General features: G+C 34.4%; 16 protein-coding genes and 1 tRNA gene. 6 read left to right on the top strand and 11 right to left on the bottom strand.

The window, feature by feature from the left end; genetic code table 11:
- Nucleotides 1–14: 14 nt before the first annotated feature.
- The 9 genes from ftsH to rdgB all read right to left on the bottom strand — a co-directional run bounded on the left by ftsH (nt 15) and on the right by rdgB (nt 8,551).
- Nucleotides 15–1,946 carry an ATP-dependent zinc metalloprotease FtsH gene (gene ftsH / locus EBF09_RS04235; protein WP_121763891.1) on the bottom strand — a complete coding sequence of 644 codons (1,932 nt, stop codon included), beginning with the start codon at nt 1,944–1,946 and terminating at the stop codon, nt 15–17.
- Between the two features lie 12 nt (nt 1,947–1,958).
- Nucleotides 1,959–2,786, bottom strand: a complete 828-nt coding sequence (prmA, locus tag EBF09_RS04230) for a 50S ribosomal protein L11 methyltransferase (RefSeq protein ID WP_121763890.1) — start codon at nt 2,784–2,786, stop codon at nt 1,959–1,961.
- A 3-nt stretch (nt 2,787–2,789) separates the two neighbouring features.
- Nucleotides 2,790–3,164: a chemotaxis response regulator CheY gene (locus EBF09_RS04225; RefSeq protein WP_121763889.1), complete on the bottom strand. Its 375-nt coding sequence runs from the start codon at nt 3,162–3,164 to the stop codon at nt 2,790–2,792.
- 310 nt (nt 3,165–3,474) lie between these two features.
- A complete protein-coding gene (locus EBF09_RS04220; RefSeq protein WP_121763888.1) occupies nt 3,475–4,419 on the bottom strand; it encodes a thiamine pyrophosphate-dependent enzyme in 945 nt (314 codons plus the stop codon).
- A gap of 10 nt (nt 4,420–4,429) precedes the next feature.
- Nucleotides 4,430–5,647 (bottom strand): 2-oxoacid:ferredoxin oxidoreductase subunit alpha, encoded by a 1,218-nt coding sequence (locus EBF09_RS04215; protein ID WP_121763887.1) that lies wholly within the window; start codon nt 5,645–5,647, stop codon nt 4,430–4,432.
- A complete protein-coding gene (locus EBF09_RS04210; RefSeq protein WP_121763886.1) occupies nt 5,647–6,048 on the bottom strand; it encodes a 4Fe-4S dicluster-binding protein in 402 nt (133 codons plus the stop codon). The genes EBF09_RS04215 and EBF09_RS04210 overlap by 1 nt, the downstream gene beginning before the upstream one ends.
- 10 nt (nt 6,049–6,058) lie before the next feature.
- Nucleotides 6,059–6,619, bottom strand: coding sequence for a pyruvate flavodoxin oxidoreductase subunit gamma (locus EBF09_RS04205; protein ID WP_111229531.1), 561 nt, complete (start codon nt 6,617–6,619; stop codon nt 6,059–6,061).
- Between the two features lie 697 nt (nt 6,620–7,316).
- Entirely contained in the window at nt 7,317–7,652 is a 336-nt protein-coding gene (locus tag EBF09_RS09070) for a hypothetical protein (protein ID WP_157978163.1), read from the bottom strand.
- A 290-nt stretch (nt 7,653–7,942) separates the two neighbouring features.
- Nucleotides 7,943–8,551, bottom strand: a complete 609-nt coding sequence (rdgB, locus tag EBF09_RS04200; RefSeq protein WP_121763885.1) for an RdgB/HAM1 family non-canonical purine NTP pyrophosphatase — start codon at nt 8,549–8,551, stop codon at nt 7,943–7,945.
- A 102-nt stretch (nt 8,552–8,653) separates the two neighbouring features.
- On the opposite strand from rdgB, the gene EBF09_RS04195 reads away from it, so the two are divergent.
- The 4 genes from EBF09_RS04195 (at nt 8,654) to EBF09_RS04180 (ending at nt 11,883) form a co-directional block, all read left to right on the top strand.
- The gene (locus tag EBF09_RS04195) at nt 8,654–9,997 is read left to right on the top strand and encodes an MFS transporter (RefSeq protein WP_121763925.1); all 1,344 of its coding nucleotides are present in this window, start codon (nt 8,654–8,656) and stop codon (nt 9,995–9,997) included.
- Complete coding sequence (locus EBF09_RS04190) at nt 9,987–10,748, top strand: tRNA 2-thiocytidine biosynthesis TtcA family protein (RefSeq protein ID WP_121763884.1); 762 nt, start codon at nt 9,987–9,989, stop codon at nt 10,746–10,748. Before EBF09_RS04195 ends, EBF09_RS04190 begins: the two co-directional genes overlap by 11 nt.
- An 83-nt stretch (nt 10,749–10,831) precedes the next feature.
- A complete protein-coding gene (locus EBF09_RS04185; protein ID WP_121763883.1) occupies nt 10,832–11,758 on the top strand; it encodes a hypothetical protein in 927 nt (308 codons plus the stop codon).
- Nucleotides 11,759–11,807: 49 nt separating this feature from the next.
- Nucleotides 11,808–11,883, top strand: a tRNA-Phe gene (locus EBF09_RS04180).
- Between the two features lie 15 nt (nt 11,884–11,898).
- On the opposite strand, the gene EBF09_RS04175 is transcribed toward EBF09_RS04180, so the two are convergent.
- Both EBF09_RS04175 and EBF09_RS04170 read right to left on the bottom strand, forming a co-directional pair.
- On the bottom strand, nt 11,899–12,309 hold the full coding sequence (locus EBF09_RS04175) for an RrF2 family transcriptional regulator (RefSeq protein WP_121763882.1): 411 nt from the start codon (nt 12,307–12,309) through the stop codon (nt 11,899–11,901).
- 10 nt (nt 12,310–12,319) lie between these two features.
- Nucleotides 12,320–13,246, bottom strand: a complete 927-nt coding sequence (locus tag EBF09_RS04170; RefSeq protein WP_121763881.1) for an RluA family pseudouridine synthase — start codon at nt 13,244–13,246, stop codon at nt 12,320–12,322.
- Between the two features lie 65 nt (nt 13,247–13,311).
- Here EBF09_RS04170 and purB point away from each other — a divergent pair, with 65 nt between their 5' ends.
- Together purB and EBF09_RS04160 are read left to right on the top strand one after the other, a co-directional pair.
- The gene (gene purB / locus EBF09_RS04165; RefSeq protein WP_121763880.1) at nt 13,312–14,640 is read left to right on the top strand and encodes an adenylosuccinate lyase; all 1,329 of its coding nucleotides are present in this window, start codon (nt 13,312–13,314) and stop codon (nt 14,638–14,640) included.
- A complete protein-coding gene (locus tag EBF09_RS04160) occupies nt 14,640–15,296 on the top strand; it encodes a DNA methyltransferase (RefSeq protein WP_232817652.1) in 657 nt (218 codons plus the stop codon). The genes purB and EBF09_RS04160 overlap by 1 nt, the downstream gene beginning before the upstream one ends.
- Nucleotides 15,297–15,403 lie beyond the last annotated feature (107 nt).

The following is a 15,403-nucleotide window of genomic DNA, read 5'->3' as shown; positions in this document are numbered from 1 at the left end:
CTTCCTTTATTTATTTATGCTTCCTCTTCTTCTTTTACAAGACGCGTAGGCATATTATTTTCTTCTTCAAAAGCAGAAATAATCTCTCTTACTTTCTCTCCATCAATATTTTCTTTTTCAAAAAGTTCTTTTACAATATTTTCAATGGCTTCTTTATAGGTAGTTAGAGAATCTTTAACTGCTTCAAATCTCTCATTTAAAATCTCTTTGATATAGGCATCCATTTTTTGCGCCATCTCTTCACTATATTCTCTAGAGCTACCTAAGCCACCATTTAAAAAGACATTGCGTTGCTTCTCTAGCACCATAAGTCCTGCTACATCTGTCATACCATAATAGCTTACCATAGCTTTTATAATATCTGTCGCCCTCTCTAAATCGTTACTTGCACCCGTTGAGATTTCTCCTAAAAATACAGCTTCAGCTGCTCTACCACCTAAAAGCACATCTACTTCAGCCAAAAGCTCATGCTTTTGCATTAAATATTTATTTTCCTCTGGAGTATTTAGCGTATAACCAAGTGCTGCCAATCCTCTAGGAATAATTGAAACTTTAGTAACCTTCTTAGCGCCTTTTGTAATCTCTGCAATGAGTGCATGCCCACTCTCATGATAAGCGACAATTTTCTTTTCTTTGGGCGAGATTCTGCGTGATTTTTTCTCCAATCCTGCTATCCCTCTCTCCACAGCTTCTAAGAAATCACTTTGCTCCACTTCTCTTTTATTGTTTCTTCCTGCTAGTAATGCAGCTTCATTTACAATATTTGCTAAATCTGCTCCTGCAAGCCCTGCAGTAAGCTTTGCCACTTCAAATAAATCTACATTTTTAGAAAGCTTAATATTTTTAATATGCACTTTTAAAATCTCAACTCTTCCCTCAAAATCAGGCTTATCCACTAAAACTTGCCTATCAAATCTTCCTGGTCTAAGCAAAGCTGGATCAAGCACTTCAGGGCGGTTAGTAGCTGCTAGAACAATTACAGGAGAAGAATCAGAGCTAAAGCCATCCATTTCTGCTAAAAGCTGGTTTAGCGTCTGCTCTCTCTCATCATTACCGCTAATCATACCACCTGCTGCCCTACTTTTACCAATCGCATCAATCTCGTCAATAAAAATAATACTAGGAGCTTCTTTTTTAGCATTTTCAAACAAATCTCTTACTCTACTTGCACCTACACCCACAAACATTTCAATAAAACTACTTCCGCTCACAGAGAAAAAAGGCACATTTGCCTCTCCTGCAACCGCTTTTGCCAAAAGTGTTTTACCTGTCCCTGGAGGTCCTACAAGCAACACTCCTTTAGGTATTTTAGCTCCAAGTGCTGCATATCTATCTGGATTTTTCAAAAAATCCACAATCTCTACAACTTCATCTTTTGCTTCTACATTTCCTGCCATATCATCAAATTTCACATTAGGCTTTTCAGCATTTACAAGTTTTTTAGAACTTCCAATCCCTAAGATTCCATTTCCCATATTCTTTTGCATTCTTGAAGCTAAGAACATCCAAATAGCAAAGAATATAAACACAGGCAACACCCACCCAAAAAGCATATCGCTAAGCCAATTACTTTCATTATAGCCTGAATATTCTACTTGTTTTTCTTCTAAAAGTGGTATTAAAGAGTTATCAGGACTTACTCTTTGAGCGGTATAAACAATCTTATTCCCCCCCATATTAGAAGTAGCTTTAATCATTGTTTGTCCAATAGCAACAAAATCTACTTCTTTATTTTCAATCATCTTTTTTAATTCATAATAATTTACATTCTTATTTGTGCTGGCACCACCTAATTTACTATTAGTATCTCCACTAGGAGAAATAAATCTAAAAGCAACAATGGCAAGAATTGCGAATATAATAAAAACTAAAATAGGATTCTGATTGAAAAAATTATTAGGTTTTTTATCTTGTTGATTTGGTTCGTTATTCTGTCTTTTTTGCATTCATTTTCCTTATCATCTTTTTAGAGCAAATGTTATCCATTCACCCTTTTCAACCTGCTTCAAAATGGTAAAGTCTTTAAATTTCTCAAGAACTTTATTAGCATAAATATTTAAGATTCCTGATAAAATCAAAACGCCCTCTTTCTTTGGATAAAGTTGCAAAGGCAATGCCACAATAATATCTGCTAAGAGATTTGCCACAACCACATCAAAACTCCCCTGCAAGGCTGTAATTTTATCTAAAGAGCCTTCCCAAACCTCTTGAAGCTCTATATGATTTTTACTAGCATTATCTTTAGTAGATAGCACTGCCATTTCGTCTGTATCACAACTCCACACTTTTGCACCGCACTTAGCTGCCATAATGGATAATATCCCACTCCCACAACCAACATCTAGCAATTTTTTGTCTTGCAATGGAATCTCTTGCAAAACTTCTAAGCAACCATAAGTGCTTTCATGATGTCCGCTACCAAAGGCAAGTGCAGGATCTATTAAAATATTAATTTTATCCCTTTTTTCCTCATGCCATGAAGGGTGGATATAGAGCTTTCCACATTCAATAGGAGCGATAGATTTGCAGTATTCATTAATCCAATCTTGATTTTTTTCTTTTCTTTCTTCAAGACTATACTCAAAATCACTCTGCATAAGCTCTTTTAAATTATTAATATAAAAAATCAAATCTTTTTTAATACTAGGAATGTCTTTTTGTGTCCTCAAAATAAAGCCCCCTTCAATTTGCTCAATGGCTTCATCAGACATTTCCATTACCTTAGCTTCTAATATTTCAAGATGTTGGCTAGAATGGACAATAAGACAATTATAATAAGTATCCATTTTTTAGTCATTTACTCCTAAAACTACTTCTAACTTCTCTTTTAATACTTGAGGTGTAAAAGGCTTTACAATATAGTTATTCACTCCAGCCTTTAGTGCTGTGATAACCTCTGCCTTACCGCCCTCTGTGGTAACCATAATAATAGGAATATCCTTAAATCTCTCATCGGCTCTTACTTTTTTAACCAAATCCAAACCATTCATTTCAGGCATATTCCAATCTGTAATTAATACCTTCACATCGGGATTAGCATTCATTCTATCCCACCCTTCTATGCCATTTTCACCTTCTAAAATATCATTGTATCCTAGTCTTGCTAATGTATTTTTTATAATTCTCCTCATCGTCGAACTATCATCTACAACAACCATTTTCAATACAGACTCCTTAAATTAAAATATAAAAACTTTTCTAAGTCTAAAATAAAAAATATGACTAATTATAGCATAAATTAAAACAACTATTTCTTAAGATTTAGAGCAAAACTTGCGACAAAATTATTCTTATACATTCATTTGAGACATAAATCTATATAATTTTATTTTTACAAAATGCCCAAAAAATATACAAGCACCATTATACAATAAAATATTAAATATTTTTAAGAATAAAACTACTTTTACAAATATCTAATACTTCATCTTATTTCTTACAAAACTCAAAAAATTCTTCCAAAGAGGCTAAAGATTATACTTTAGCTTCTTCTCTTCTTTGGAGATATTCCCAATACTCATCAACATTTTTTTGCCATTCTTTGATTAGATATTCATTTTCTGGCTTAAATAAATGCTTAAATCTTGCTTGAGCTCCTAGATAATCTCTTACAGGAATTACATTTTTAGGACGATAAGTGATTCTTAACTCCCTACCATTAATAATTTCAAAGAGTGGAAAAACAAGAGAATCGGTTGCTAAATCACTCATTTCAATAGTTTGATTAGCTGGAAATCTCCATTCAGTCGTGCAAGCACTCATTGCATTAATAAAAGTTGGCCCCTCTGTTTCAATGGCAGTTTTAATTTTTTTACTCATATCTTTCCACTTATTAGGAGCTACTTGTGCTACATAAGGTGCTCCATGTGCTGCCATAATAAAAAGTAAATCTTTTTTCTTATCTTTTTTTCCATAGCTTACACGCCCTGCTGGAGTTGTTGTTGTAGAAGCACCAACAGGTGTAGAACCACTTCTTTGTCCACCTGTGTTTGCATACACTTCATTATCTAAACACACATAAGTAAAGTCATGCCCTCGTTCAAAACAACCACTTATAAATTGAAAACCAATATCATAGGTAGAACCATCTCCACCAAATGCTACAAATTTTGGCTCTTTATCGCTATATAACTTTCCTTTTCTTTTAAGAGCCTTATACATTGCTTCAGCCCCTGCAATCGCAGTAGAACTATTTTCAAATCCAATATGAATCCAAGGCACATCCCAAGAAGTATAAGGATACACAGCAGTAGAAACCTCCAAACAGCCCGTAGAAGCCGCTACTAACAATGGATGGTCGGTTGCATTTAAAACCTCTCTTACGATAATCCCATGTGCACAGCCTGGACATAATAAATTTGCACCTTCAAATCTCTCACTTGCCTTAGAATATTGTTTTAAATTTTTAATTTCACTCACTTGATACTCCTTAATTAAAGCCAAGTTTTGGACCTCTAAGTCCAATAAATTGTTGTGTTTTATGGGTTAATTTTCCTGCTTTTGCATTTGCGTCTAATTCTTTATAAATCTCAGATAAGTGATTTTGTGTTAAATCTCTTCCACCAAGCCCATAAATATAATTACTTACTACTGCTTTAGAGCCTTGTGCATAAAGAGCTGCAACTCCTTCATTATAAAGCATTCCCATAGCTCCTGCTGGTAAGCTTCTATCTAAAAATGCCACAGCTTTAGCATTCTTTAGTGCTTCACCCAATCTCTCATAAGGGAAAGGACGCAATACTCTAATACTCACCACACCCGCTTTAATTCCATTTTCTCTAGCTTTTTTAGCAGCAATACGTGCTGATTCTACGGTTGTCCCAAGTGCTACGATAATCACTTCTGCATCCTGTGTATCATACTCTTCTACTACATTATATTTTCTTCCACTTAATGCTTCAAATTCCTTAAATGTGCGTTCAATCACTGGCATAGAATTCATAATCGCATTATGAAGCTGTGCTTTATGCTCAAAATGCCAATCTTCTTCTGTTTGAGAACCATAAGTAGCAGGTTTGCTAAAATCTAGCATAGCATTTTTAGGTTTATAATCGCCGATAAACTTATAAGCCACATCATCTTTTAGTGGACGCACACTCTGTGCAGTATGCGAACAGATAAATCCATCTTGATGAACCATCACAGGCAATCTTACATCATAATCTTCTGCGATTTTAAATGCCATAAGGTTAAAATCATAGGCTTCTTGCGGATTATAGGTGCATAGATTCACCCACCCTGCATCACGCCCAAGATACATATCTGAATGATCTCCATTTACATTTAGAGGGCTTGCTAAAGCACGATTAACTACATTTAAAACAATAGGCAATCGCATACCTGATGCTTGATAAAGCACCTCTACCATTAATGCAAACCCTTGAGAGCTTGTAGCTGTCGCCACACGCCCACCTGCTGCGGCTGCACCCACACAGCCACTCATTGCTGCATGTTCTGATTCTACCATTACAAACTCGCCATCAATATAGCCATTTGCCAAAAATGTTGCATAATTTTGCACAATAGGAGTTGATGGAGTAATAGGATAAGCAGAAACTACATCAATTTGAGCTTGACGCAACGCATGGCTTGCCGCCATATTTCCATCCCAAACTTCAATTTCTTGCAATTCATATACTTCTGCCATTAGTTATCCTTTTTCTTAGCTTCTTTTGCAGGCCATTTACTTAAAGCCTCTTCGTTGCTTTCATAATCATTAAACATTAAAAGCGATTTTGGATTTGTAGGACATACATCCACACACACTCCACAGCCTTTACAATGCACATAATCCACACCACTCATCTTCTCATCTCTTACCAAGATTGAAGAATCTGGACAATAAACCCAGCAAAAATAACAATTAATACAATGATCGTGGTTAAAAACAGGTTTTTCCACTCTCCAGTGTGCTACACTTGCCTTATAAGAGCTATCCTCTCTATATTCTCTTGCATCTGCATGTTTTTGCACCATTTCCCCACCTTCTTTTTCAAAAGGAAACAATACTGAACCTGCTTCAAATTCATTCCAGCCTTTATATTCCATATTTACGCTCCTATTTTACTTCATTATAAGCTTTTCTAATAACTTCCATATTTGCATCAATGATTTTTTGGGGGAGTTTTTTACCTAAAACCTTTTTAAAAGATTCTAAGAAAAACTCTAAATCCAAACTTTGTGAAACTTTTAAAAATGCCCCAAGCATAGGTGCATTAGGGATTGATTTACCAAATGCTTCCATAGAAAGCTTGATACAATCTAATATATAAACTTCTTTATTTTTTAGTTCTGGCTTACTTTCTAAAAATTCTTCTTTACTTAAATGCGTTGTGATAATGTATTTTGTAGTGGGTTTCTCATTTGCACAAATATCAGCAATATAAGTCAAACCCGGGTCAATCACTAAAATATAATCAGGATTCATAAATTTTTCGTGATTTAATATTGGATTTTCATCAATCCTATTATAAGCCGTCATCGCAGCACCTCTTTTTGCAGAACCATAAAAAGCAAAAGCTTGCACCTCTTTACCAGTTCCTGCAATTACATCTGCTAAACCTTTAGCACCTGTTACTGCACCTTGTCCTGCACGGCTATGCCATCTAATTTCAAGCATGACGCCTCCTAAATGATTAATTTTATGTTTTGATTCTAAAAAAGAGGTGCTTAAAAACTACTTTGCAAAGGCTTTTAGTAAAAATTTATTTTCCTTTGTGTAAAAATAACCCAAAATTGCAAAAATAAAAAATGAGTAAAAACTACACAAATCAAAAGCTACCAAAACTCACAAAAACTCCACTATTAAATCTAATGCTTAGCATAATGGAGGAAACTTGCGCTCTATTGCATTCTTATAGATAATGTTAGCTTATAACTACAACTTTCACAAAACACAACAATTTGTAACAATAAGGCATAGATAGCGGTAGCTTTTACAAAATTTTTGTAAAAAATTAGCTCAAATTTTCACCATGAGTTTTCCACAAGAAATTACAATCATCTAAAAAAGTGACCAGCAAATCCAAACTATTCCTAAAGAATAAATTTATACTTTAAATATATAAAGCTTTATTGCTTCACTCGTCCTTACAAAATTTATACCCCCCCCCCTTTGTCATTGCAAGATTTTACCCCACCCACCTGTCATTGCGAGGCTCACTTGTGAGCCGTGGCAATCTAAATATTATTACAAACAAATACAATTCTAATAAAGTATCTTTGTCATTGCCGAGAGGGCGAAGCCCTCGTAGCAGTCTAATGGATTGCTTCGTCGCTTCACTCCTCGCAATGACAAGGTGGAGGAATACTCTTTATTACAAAAGAATTCTCGTGGTTGGTTGAGACAAAACTGCTTGCAGTTTTAGGGCTCCCACTTCCCGCCTAAGAGAATTACTTTTGAATAAAGAGTTTAGATGATTAAAAAATGTAAAAAGATTCAAAGGAATAGAAAATAGAAAATGCGATGAAACTTTATATAAAAAGCATTTTGAGAGTGGCTTGGGAAGAAATTGCTTTGCAATTTCAGGGATCACACCGCCACGAACAAAATTGCTTTTTATATAAAGTGAAGTTTGATTCTTTGGAGATAGTTTAAATTTTTTGATTGCTCTTTTTGAATTTACACTTTGTTTTATTTCTGCTAATGACAAAAGAGAATAGATTGCTTCAGAAGCAAAGCTTCTTCGCAATGACAAGGGGATAGCAATAAAAGAAGGGGTTAATAAAGAGCTAGAATGCCCCCCCCCCCCGCACTATTTTAGGAGAAGAGGTATTAAGATTTAAAAAATACATAAAACCTCCTTAGTATAATTCAATTTATTTTAATTGTTTGTATGATTATTGTAATTTTAAATAAATCATACTTATTTTTATTTTGGAATTATATTATGGAATTTTTTAAATTTTAATTTATTATTTTTTATTCATGGAATCTTTATTTTTACATCAATGCCCTAAGGAGATAACTTGCATTTTCTAGTGCTATTTTTCTATGAGAGATTTGATTTTTTTCTTCGCTACTAAGCTCGGCTAGGGTTTTTGTGTATCCTTTGGGGATAAACATAGGATCATAGCCAAAGCCATTAGAGCCTCTTTTAGTGCTTATAACACTTCCATACATAAATCCATAAGTATTAAAATCTCCATAAAAGCTACTAATCCCTATACTCGCACAATAATGCGCTAAAGAAGTCTTACCCTCTAACTTTGCTACCTCATCTATAAGCTTGTTTAGATTATCCTCATCGCTCCCACCGCTATATCTTGCACTATAAATCCCCGGCGCTCCTCCTAGCAAATCCACACAAATTCCGCTATCATCGCTTAGCACAACATCATCTTTTTGCAATAAATTTGCTTCTTTTAGTGCTAAAAACACGGCTTTAGACTTTATAAGTGCGTTTTGTTTAAAACTCTTTCCGTTTTCTTCTATCACAAAAGGCGTGATAAGACAATCATAAGGAAGTATTTCCACCTCCTTAAAATTATGATAAATTTCTTTAATCTCTCTTAACTTATGAGTATTAGAACTTGCTAAAATTAATCGCATATTATTGCCTTGTTTATTTTATTGGGATAAAATTGCGTTTTTGTAATTTTAGCAAAATTATGGAGAATTTTAAAAGTGAAAAATGATTTAATCAAACAAACAATGCCACTTAGCTTGATACTTGGGGGTAGATTTTTTGGATTATTTGTGGTAATGCCACTTTTATCTTTATATGCACTCTCGCTTAGTGGGACATCTCCTATTTTAATGGGGATTGCTATGGGTGGCTATGCACTCACACAGGTTATCTTTCAGATTCCTTTTGGGTTTTTAAGCGATAAATTTGGGCGTAAGAGTATGATAGCTTTAGGACTTGTTATCTTTGCGTTAGGCTCTGTTATTTGTGCGATGAGCGAGGATATTTATATGCTAATTTTAGGAAGATTCTTGCAAGGAGCCGGGGCTGTTGGCGGCGTGGTAAGTGCAATGATTGCAGATTTAGTCAATGAAGAGAAACGCACAAAAGCAATGGCATTTATGGGCGCTACGATTTCTTTTTCTTTTGTATTTGCGATGATTATTGGTCCTATTATTGGTGGGATTTATGGAGTTGCTAGTCTTTTTTGGATTACCTGTATTTTGGCGATTTTTAGCATTATAGTGTTGTTTATCGCTGTGCCTAACGCACCTAAAATTACTTATAGCTTTAATGCAAATACTAATGAATATGGACTTATTTTAAAAAATAGAAATTTGCAAATTATGAATCTTACAAATTTCTTGCAAAAAGGCTTTATGACTTTGGCGTTTTTAATCATTCCTATTGCGCTCACTAAAGGATTTGATATGCCAAAAGAGGAGCTTTATAAAATCTATATTCCAGCGAGCATTTTAGGGCTTTTATCTATGGCTCCTGCTGCGATTATTGCAGAAAAAAAGGGTAAATTTAAAAGTGTTATGATTGTTGGGGTGCTATTTTTTGTGGTTGCTTATCTTTTGATGCTTAGCCATAACAAGTGGGCTTTTATTGTAGGGATTTTGGTGTTTTTTATAGGATTTTCTATCCATGAACCCATTATGCAAAGTCTTGCTAGTCGCTATTGCAAAGCACATCAAAAAGGAAGTGCTTTAGGGATTTTTACTTCTTTTGGCTATCTTGGAACTTTTATAGGCGCACTCATTGGAGGGCATTTTTATGAATTTTTTGGAATGTTGTCTATTAGTATGTTTGTTGTGATTGCTTCTTTTTTATGGATTGTGCTTTTTGTGTTTTTAGCAAATCCCACTTTTCAAAAAAATCTTTATCTACCTTTGCAAGAGGGTGTATGCAGAGAGGATTTAGAAGTGCTTGTGGAGCTTGTGGGAATCTTAGAATGGTATATCAATGAAAGCGAGAAAAAAGCCGTAATAAAATACGATAAACACTTATTAGAAGAGCAAGAAATTAGAGATTTTATAAACTTGCATTTAAGCGATAAATTTAAAGAGTTAGACAATGGAAATTAGTAAAAAAATTTTAAAAATCACTGGCAAAACAAATGCTGAATTTGATTTAATCAAAGAAGGCGATAGAGTTCTACTTGGGCTAAGTGGCGGAAAAGATTCTATACTTTTAGCCACACTTCTAGCAAGACTTAAAAAATATGCTCCTTTTAATTTTGAATTTAAAGCACTCACAGTAGATTATGGACGCGGTGGGGAATATGAATATATCTTTGAATATTGCGAGAAAAATGGTATCCCTTATGAGCTTTATAGGACAGATATTTATAAAATTTTAGAAGAAAATAAACGCGAGGGGAGCGTTTATTGTAGCTTTTGTTCGCGTATGCGTAGAGGGGCACTCTATACTAAAGCACAAGAGGGAGGATATAATAAAATCGCTCTAGCACACCACTTAGATGATGCAGCAGAAAGCTTTATGATGAATCTAACCTATAATGGTGCTTTGCGTTCTATGCCCCCTATCTATAAAGCAGAAAATGGGCTGTATGTAATACGCCCACTAATCTTTGTGCGTGAGAGGCAAATTATTGACTTTATTGCTAAAAACAATATTTATATTGCTCCTGATTGTAATTGTCCTATCATGTGGCAAAGCGATGATAAACGCCCCCACGCTAGAGAAAAAACAAAACAAATGCTAAAAGAAATGGAAGAAAATAATCCAGACTTTTTTACTTCTTTAAAAGTTGCTTTAAGCAATGTGCATTTAAATAGCCTTTTTGATAAGCGTTTTTTAGATAAACAAGAATAATTATTTTATTGCATTTTACTTTTAAAAAATCAAGCAAATATGTTAAAATCTCTCTTATCAACTTTAAAAATTAGGAGAGATTTTTGGCTATATTGGAGCTAAAAGAAACAACAAAAATCACAGAAGTGCAAAAAATGCGTCTTGCAGAAGAGTGCATTATCAAAAACATACATGAAAATGCAAAAGCCTTAATTTATCAATTAAACTGCGAAGACTTTGCCTATGAACTAGCTTCTAATGAACGAACTTGCGTGATTTATTCTAACAATCCTTTGGTAAAAATCCATTATCAATCGCGTTTTTCTTTTCCTAGTATTACAGGCTTAAAACACCGATTAAAAAATATTGAACTTGTAAATTTTACACCCAATGCAACCATATTAGAATATCTTAACCCAAAAACTTATAGTGAATTTTTATCTTTCAGACTATATTTAGAAGATGCCCCAAAAGATATTATTAATCTTTGGATTAAAAGTATTTTAGGAGAAATTTTAGAAAATATCCCAAAAATGATGCACAACAAAGAACCCTACTGCATTGATGTTAAAGAACAGATTTTAGAGTATTATCAAAATATTTATCAAAATATTAATCCCATTAGACTTTTGATTTTGCACTCTTTTATTCCTCATTTTATTGAGGATACAGCACAGATTGAAGAAAGCTTAGGGGGCGCTAAAACAACTCTTGTGTATTATAATCCACTTTTTTGGCAGACACAGAAATTTTATTCTTACAATCTCTTAAAAATTTGGTTTTTTGGAGTGAGTAAAGAAAATCTTGCACAAATTGCACCCCCTAGCAAAGAGTTATGGATAGCCCAAAGCAAAAAAGATTTTGCAATTATTAATAAAAATTTGGAAAATAGAGGTTTGCTTTATATAGAGAGCTCACAAATGCAAGAGCTAGAAGAATTTTTAAAACTTGCTTTATTTTATAATTATACTCTAGAGGGAAATTACACTACACAAGAAAAAACACAAATAATTTTACTAAGAAAGCCTTGAATTTAAGAATAAATTAAAGAATTTATGAATATAATCTCCCTTTTTAAATGGCTTGATAGCTCAGTCGGTAGAGCAGGAGACTGAAAATCTCCGTGTCGGTGGTTCGATTCCGCCTCAAGCCACCACTTTTTCTTATAATCCTATATAAAATACATTCCTTCTATTTGTAACTTTTCTTCATATTTTATAAGCTCTTCTAAGCTTAAATCTAAAATACTTTTAATCTTTGTATCTATTTCTTCCCAAAAAATTGCTAGGGCTTTATTTTTAGAATTTCCCAAACTAAGCTTTTTTTGCTCTAAAATCTCTAAAGCTTCAATCACTTTGATTGCATTAAGATTTTTGGCAAATTTATAGCCCCCTTTGGGTCCTTTAATCCCCTCTAATATCCCTCCTTGCTTTAAAAGCATTAAAATTTGCTCCAAATAAGCACAAGAGATTTTTAAATCCTTTGCCATTGTCCTTGAACCAATGGGGAGTTTTTGCTTATGCAGTGCTAGATAATACAAAGCTTCTAGCCCATAAATGCCTTTTGTAGAAATAGTTGCCATATTTGCTCCTTTAAAATTCTTGCTCTAGCTTAAAAATATAATCTTTACCCTTATAGCAAAAGCCTAGCTCTTGTGCTTGAAGCATTAATCTAAAAGCACCAAAATATCTTTCTCTCTCTTCATCACTTAAAGGCTCATAGCCCTCTTGTATAAATTCTCTATCCAAATAAAGCCTACTTTTATCATCTTCACAACCATACAAAGGATCTCCTAAAATGGGAAATCCAAGTGCAAAAAGATGCACTCTTATTTGATGTGTTCTTCCACTAATGGGGAAAACTTCCAAAAGTGTCGTATTTTTATGCGTTTGCAATACTTTAAAATGTGTTTTTGCTTCTTTAAAATTTAGCTCTATTCCCTCTTTTTGCCCTAGATATAAAGAACGCACACTTAAATCACACCCTTTTTTTTGCGTAGCAAGCGGAAGGGAGAAGCAAAACTCTCCAAATTCCATAACCCCCTTAACCAAAGCTAGATATTTTTTAAAAACTAAGCCTTGCATAAAAAGTTCTCCAAGCTCGCTTGCTCTTTTATAGTCCCTTGCTACCAAAACAAGCCCACTTGTTTCTTTATCAATCCTATGCACTAAAGTTGCCCTCTCGCCTAAAGTCGCTTTAATCTCATCTATTAAGCTATGATGCGTGAATCTCCCTTTAGGGTGGATAAGCATTTTAGGGGGCTTATTAAAAATAGCAAAATCCTCATTTACAAAAAGGGGTTTTAGCCCTTTGCATTCTGTGCTAAATTGCAAAACGCTTACACTTTTTTCTAAAATTTTATTTTTCTCATTGTTTTGCAGGACTTTATTTTGATAGATCACTCTGCCTTTATTAATATATTTTTGTGCCTCTGCCATAGAAAGCCCTAAAGCTTCTTTTAAAAATTGATAGGCTTTTGTCGGCTTTGTGATGAGAAATTCTTTTTCTTTATAGGACATCTTTACAAGCTTTAAGTGGGGTTATGCTAAGATTATTCTAGCATAATTTATTTTAAAGGTTTAAAATGGTTGAAAGATACGCAAGAGAAGAAATGAAAAAACTATGGGATATGAATGCTAAATACTCTGCATGGCTAGAAGTTGAAAAGGCATTAGTTAGGGGGTGGAATAAGCTAGGGCTTGTGCCAGATAGCGATTGTGAAAAGATTTGCAAAAATGCAAAATTTGATATTGCTAGAATTGATGAAATTGAGGCAGTTACCAAGCATGATTTAATCGCATTTACCACAAGTGTAGCTGAATCTTTAGGGGAAGAATCAAGATGGTTTCATTATGGGATTACTTCAAGCGATTGTATTGATACAGCAGTAGCATTGCAGATGAGAGATTCTCTAAAAATTATTTTACAAGATATTAAAGAGCTAAAAGAAGCGATTAAAAGTCGTGCAATGGAGCATAAAGATACGCTTATGGTTGGGCGAAGTCATGGGATTCATGGAGAGCCTATCACTTTTGGATTAGTTTTAGCCATATGGTATGATGAGATCTCACGCCACGAAAAGGCTTTAGAATCTACAATGGAAGTAATATCTGTGGGACAACTAAGCGGTGCTATGGGAAATCTAGCCCATACTCCAATAGAGCTTGAAGAGCTAGTGTGTGAAAATCTAGGGCTAAAAGCAGCTCCAGCTAGCAATCAAGTAATACAAAGAGATCGCTATGCTAGGCTTATGAGTGATTTAGCACTTTTAGCAAGCAGTTGTGAGAAGTTTGCCGTGCAAATCCGCCATATGCAAAGAACAGAAGTGTATGAAGCAGAAGAGTATTTTAGCGAGGGGCAAAAGGGAAGCTCTGCTATGCCACACAAAAGAAATCCCGTGCTAAGTGAAAATATCACAGGGCTTTGCAGGATGATAAGATCTTTTGCACTTCCTGCTATGGAAAATGTTGCTCTTTGGCATGAAAGGGATATTAGCCACTCTAGCGTGGAGAGATTTATCTTGCCAGATAGCTTTATTACAAGTGATTTTATGCTTGTGCGTCTTACAAACCTCATCAAAAACCTTGTCGTATATCCTAAAAATATGATGAAAAACCTAAATCTAACCGGTGGGCTAGTCTTCTCTCAAAGAATCTTGCTAGAACTTCCCAAAAAAGGTGTAAAAAGAGAAGAAGCTTATAAAATTGTGCAAAGAAATGCGATGAAAGTATGGGCTGATTTGCAAGAAGGCAAAGCTGTGGTGAATGAAAAGGGTGAGAGCTTGTATTTGCAACATTTATTAAGTGATAGCGATCTTGTTAGCATTATCGGAGAAGAGGCTATAAAAGAATGTTTTGAATTTAGCTACTATACTAAAAATGTAGATTCTATCTTTAAGAGGGTGTTTGGGTAGTGATTTACAAAGCAAATTTGCTTAACAAAAACCTCAATATTTGCGGGTTAGAGCTTTTAAAAAAAATAGAAAATAACACGATTGCACTATGCTTTTTTGATCCACAATATCGAGGTGTGCTAGAAAAACTTAATTATGGCAATGAGGGGGAACGCCAAAAAGGAAGAGCGAAGCTCGTGCAAATGAGCGAAGAAACCATAATAAATTTTATCAAAGAGATTGATCGCACCCTTAAAAAAAGTGCGTATTTAATGCTATGGGTGGATAAGTTTCATCTATGCGAGGGGGTAAATTCTTGGCTTTGTGGCACACAATTACAAATTGTGGATTTAATCACTTGGGATAAAGGAAAAATGGGTATGGGCTATCGCACAAGGCGACAAAGCGAATATTTACTTATCCTACAAAAAAAGCCCCTAAAAGCAAAAGAGACTTGGAAACTCCATAATATCCGCGATGTATGGAGCGAAAAGATCCCCCAAAATGAGCTAAAGCTCCACCCCCATTCTAAGCCAAAAGGATTGCAAAGTGCCTTAATAGAATCTTGCACTAAAGAGGGAGATATAGTGTTAGATCCAGCAGCAGGGAGCTTTAGCGTGTTTGAATGCTGTAAAAATTTAAAAAGAGATTTTATAGGTAGCAATCTTAAGGGTTAAAACTTTCTAAACTTTGTAAATTTTCTTTATTTTCCTAAACTAGCTTTATCCTATCCCTTATTTGCAAAACTTAATTTATAAACTTTAAGAAATATTTTTATTTTGCT

It is taken from the genome of Helicobacter burdigaliensis (assembly GCF_003670295.1).
Lineage (GTDB): Bacteria > Campylobacterota > Campylobacteria > Campylobacterales > Helicobacteraceae > Helicobacter_D > Helicobacter_D burdigaliensis.
The sequence above is the reverse complement of the archived record's forward strand: the minus strand, read 5'-3'. Positions and strand labels throughout refer to the sequence as shown.

Coding starts and splice junctions, on each gene's coding strand:
- EBF09_RS04205 (WP_111229531.1), bottom strand. CDS start 6,619: ATGCTTGAAATTAGATGGCATAGCCGTGCAGGACAAGGTGCAGTAACA.
- rdgB (WP_121763885.1), bottom strand. CDS start 8,551: ATGCGATTAATTTTAGCAAGTTCTAATACTCATAAGTTAAGAGAGATT.
- EBF09_RS04175 (WP_121763882.1), bottom strand. CDS start 12,309: ATGGCAACTATTTCTACAAAAGGCATTTATGGGCTAGAAGCTTTGTAT.
- EBF09_RS04210 (WP_121763886.1), bottom strand. CDS start 6,048: ATGGAATATAAAGGCTGGAATGAATTTGAAGCAGGTTCAGTATTGTTT.
- EBF09_RS04190 (WP_121763884.1), top strand. CDS start 9,987: ATGGAAATTAGTAAAAAAATTTTAAAAATCACTGGCAAAACAAATGCT.
- EBF09_RS04170 (WP_121763881.1), bottom strand. CDS start 13,246: ATGTCCTATAAAGAAAAAGAATTTCTCATCACAAAGCCGACAAAAGCC.
- ftsH (WP_121763891.1), bottom strand. CDS start 1,946: ATGCAAAAAAGACAGAATAACGAACCAAATCAACAAGATAAAAAACCT.
- purB (WP_121763880.1), top strand. CDS start 13,312: ATGGTTGAAAGATACGCAAGAGAAGAAATGAAAAAACTATGGGATATG.
- EBF09_RS04215 (WP_121763887.1), bottom strand. CDS start 5,647: ATGGCAGAAGTATATGAATTGCAAGAAATTGAAGTTTGGGATGGAAAT.
- prmA (WP_121763890.1), bottom strand. CDS start 2,786: ATGGATACTTATTATAATTGTCTTATTGTCCATTCTAGCCAACATCTT.
- EBF09_RS04195 (WP_121763925.1), top strand. CDS start 8,654: ATGCCACTTAGCTTGATACTTGGGGGTAGATTTTTTGGATTATTTGTG.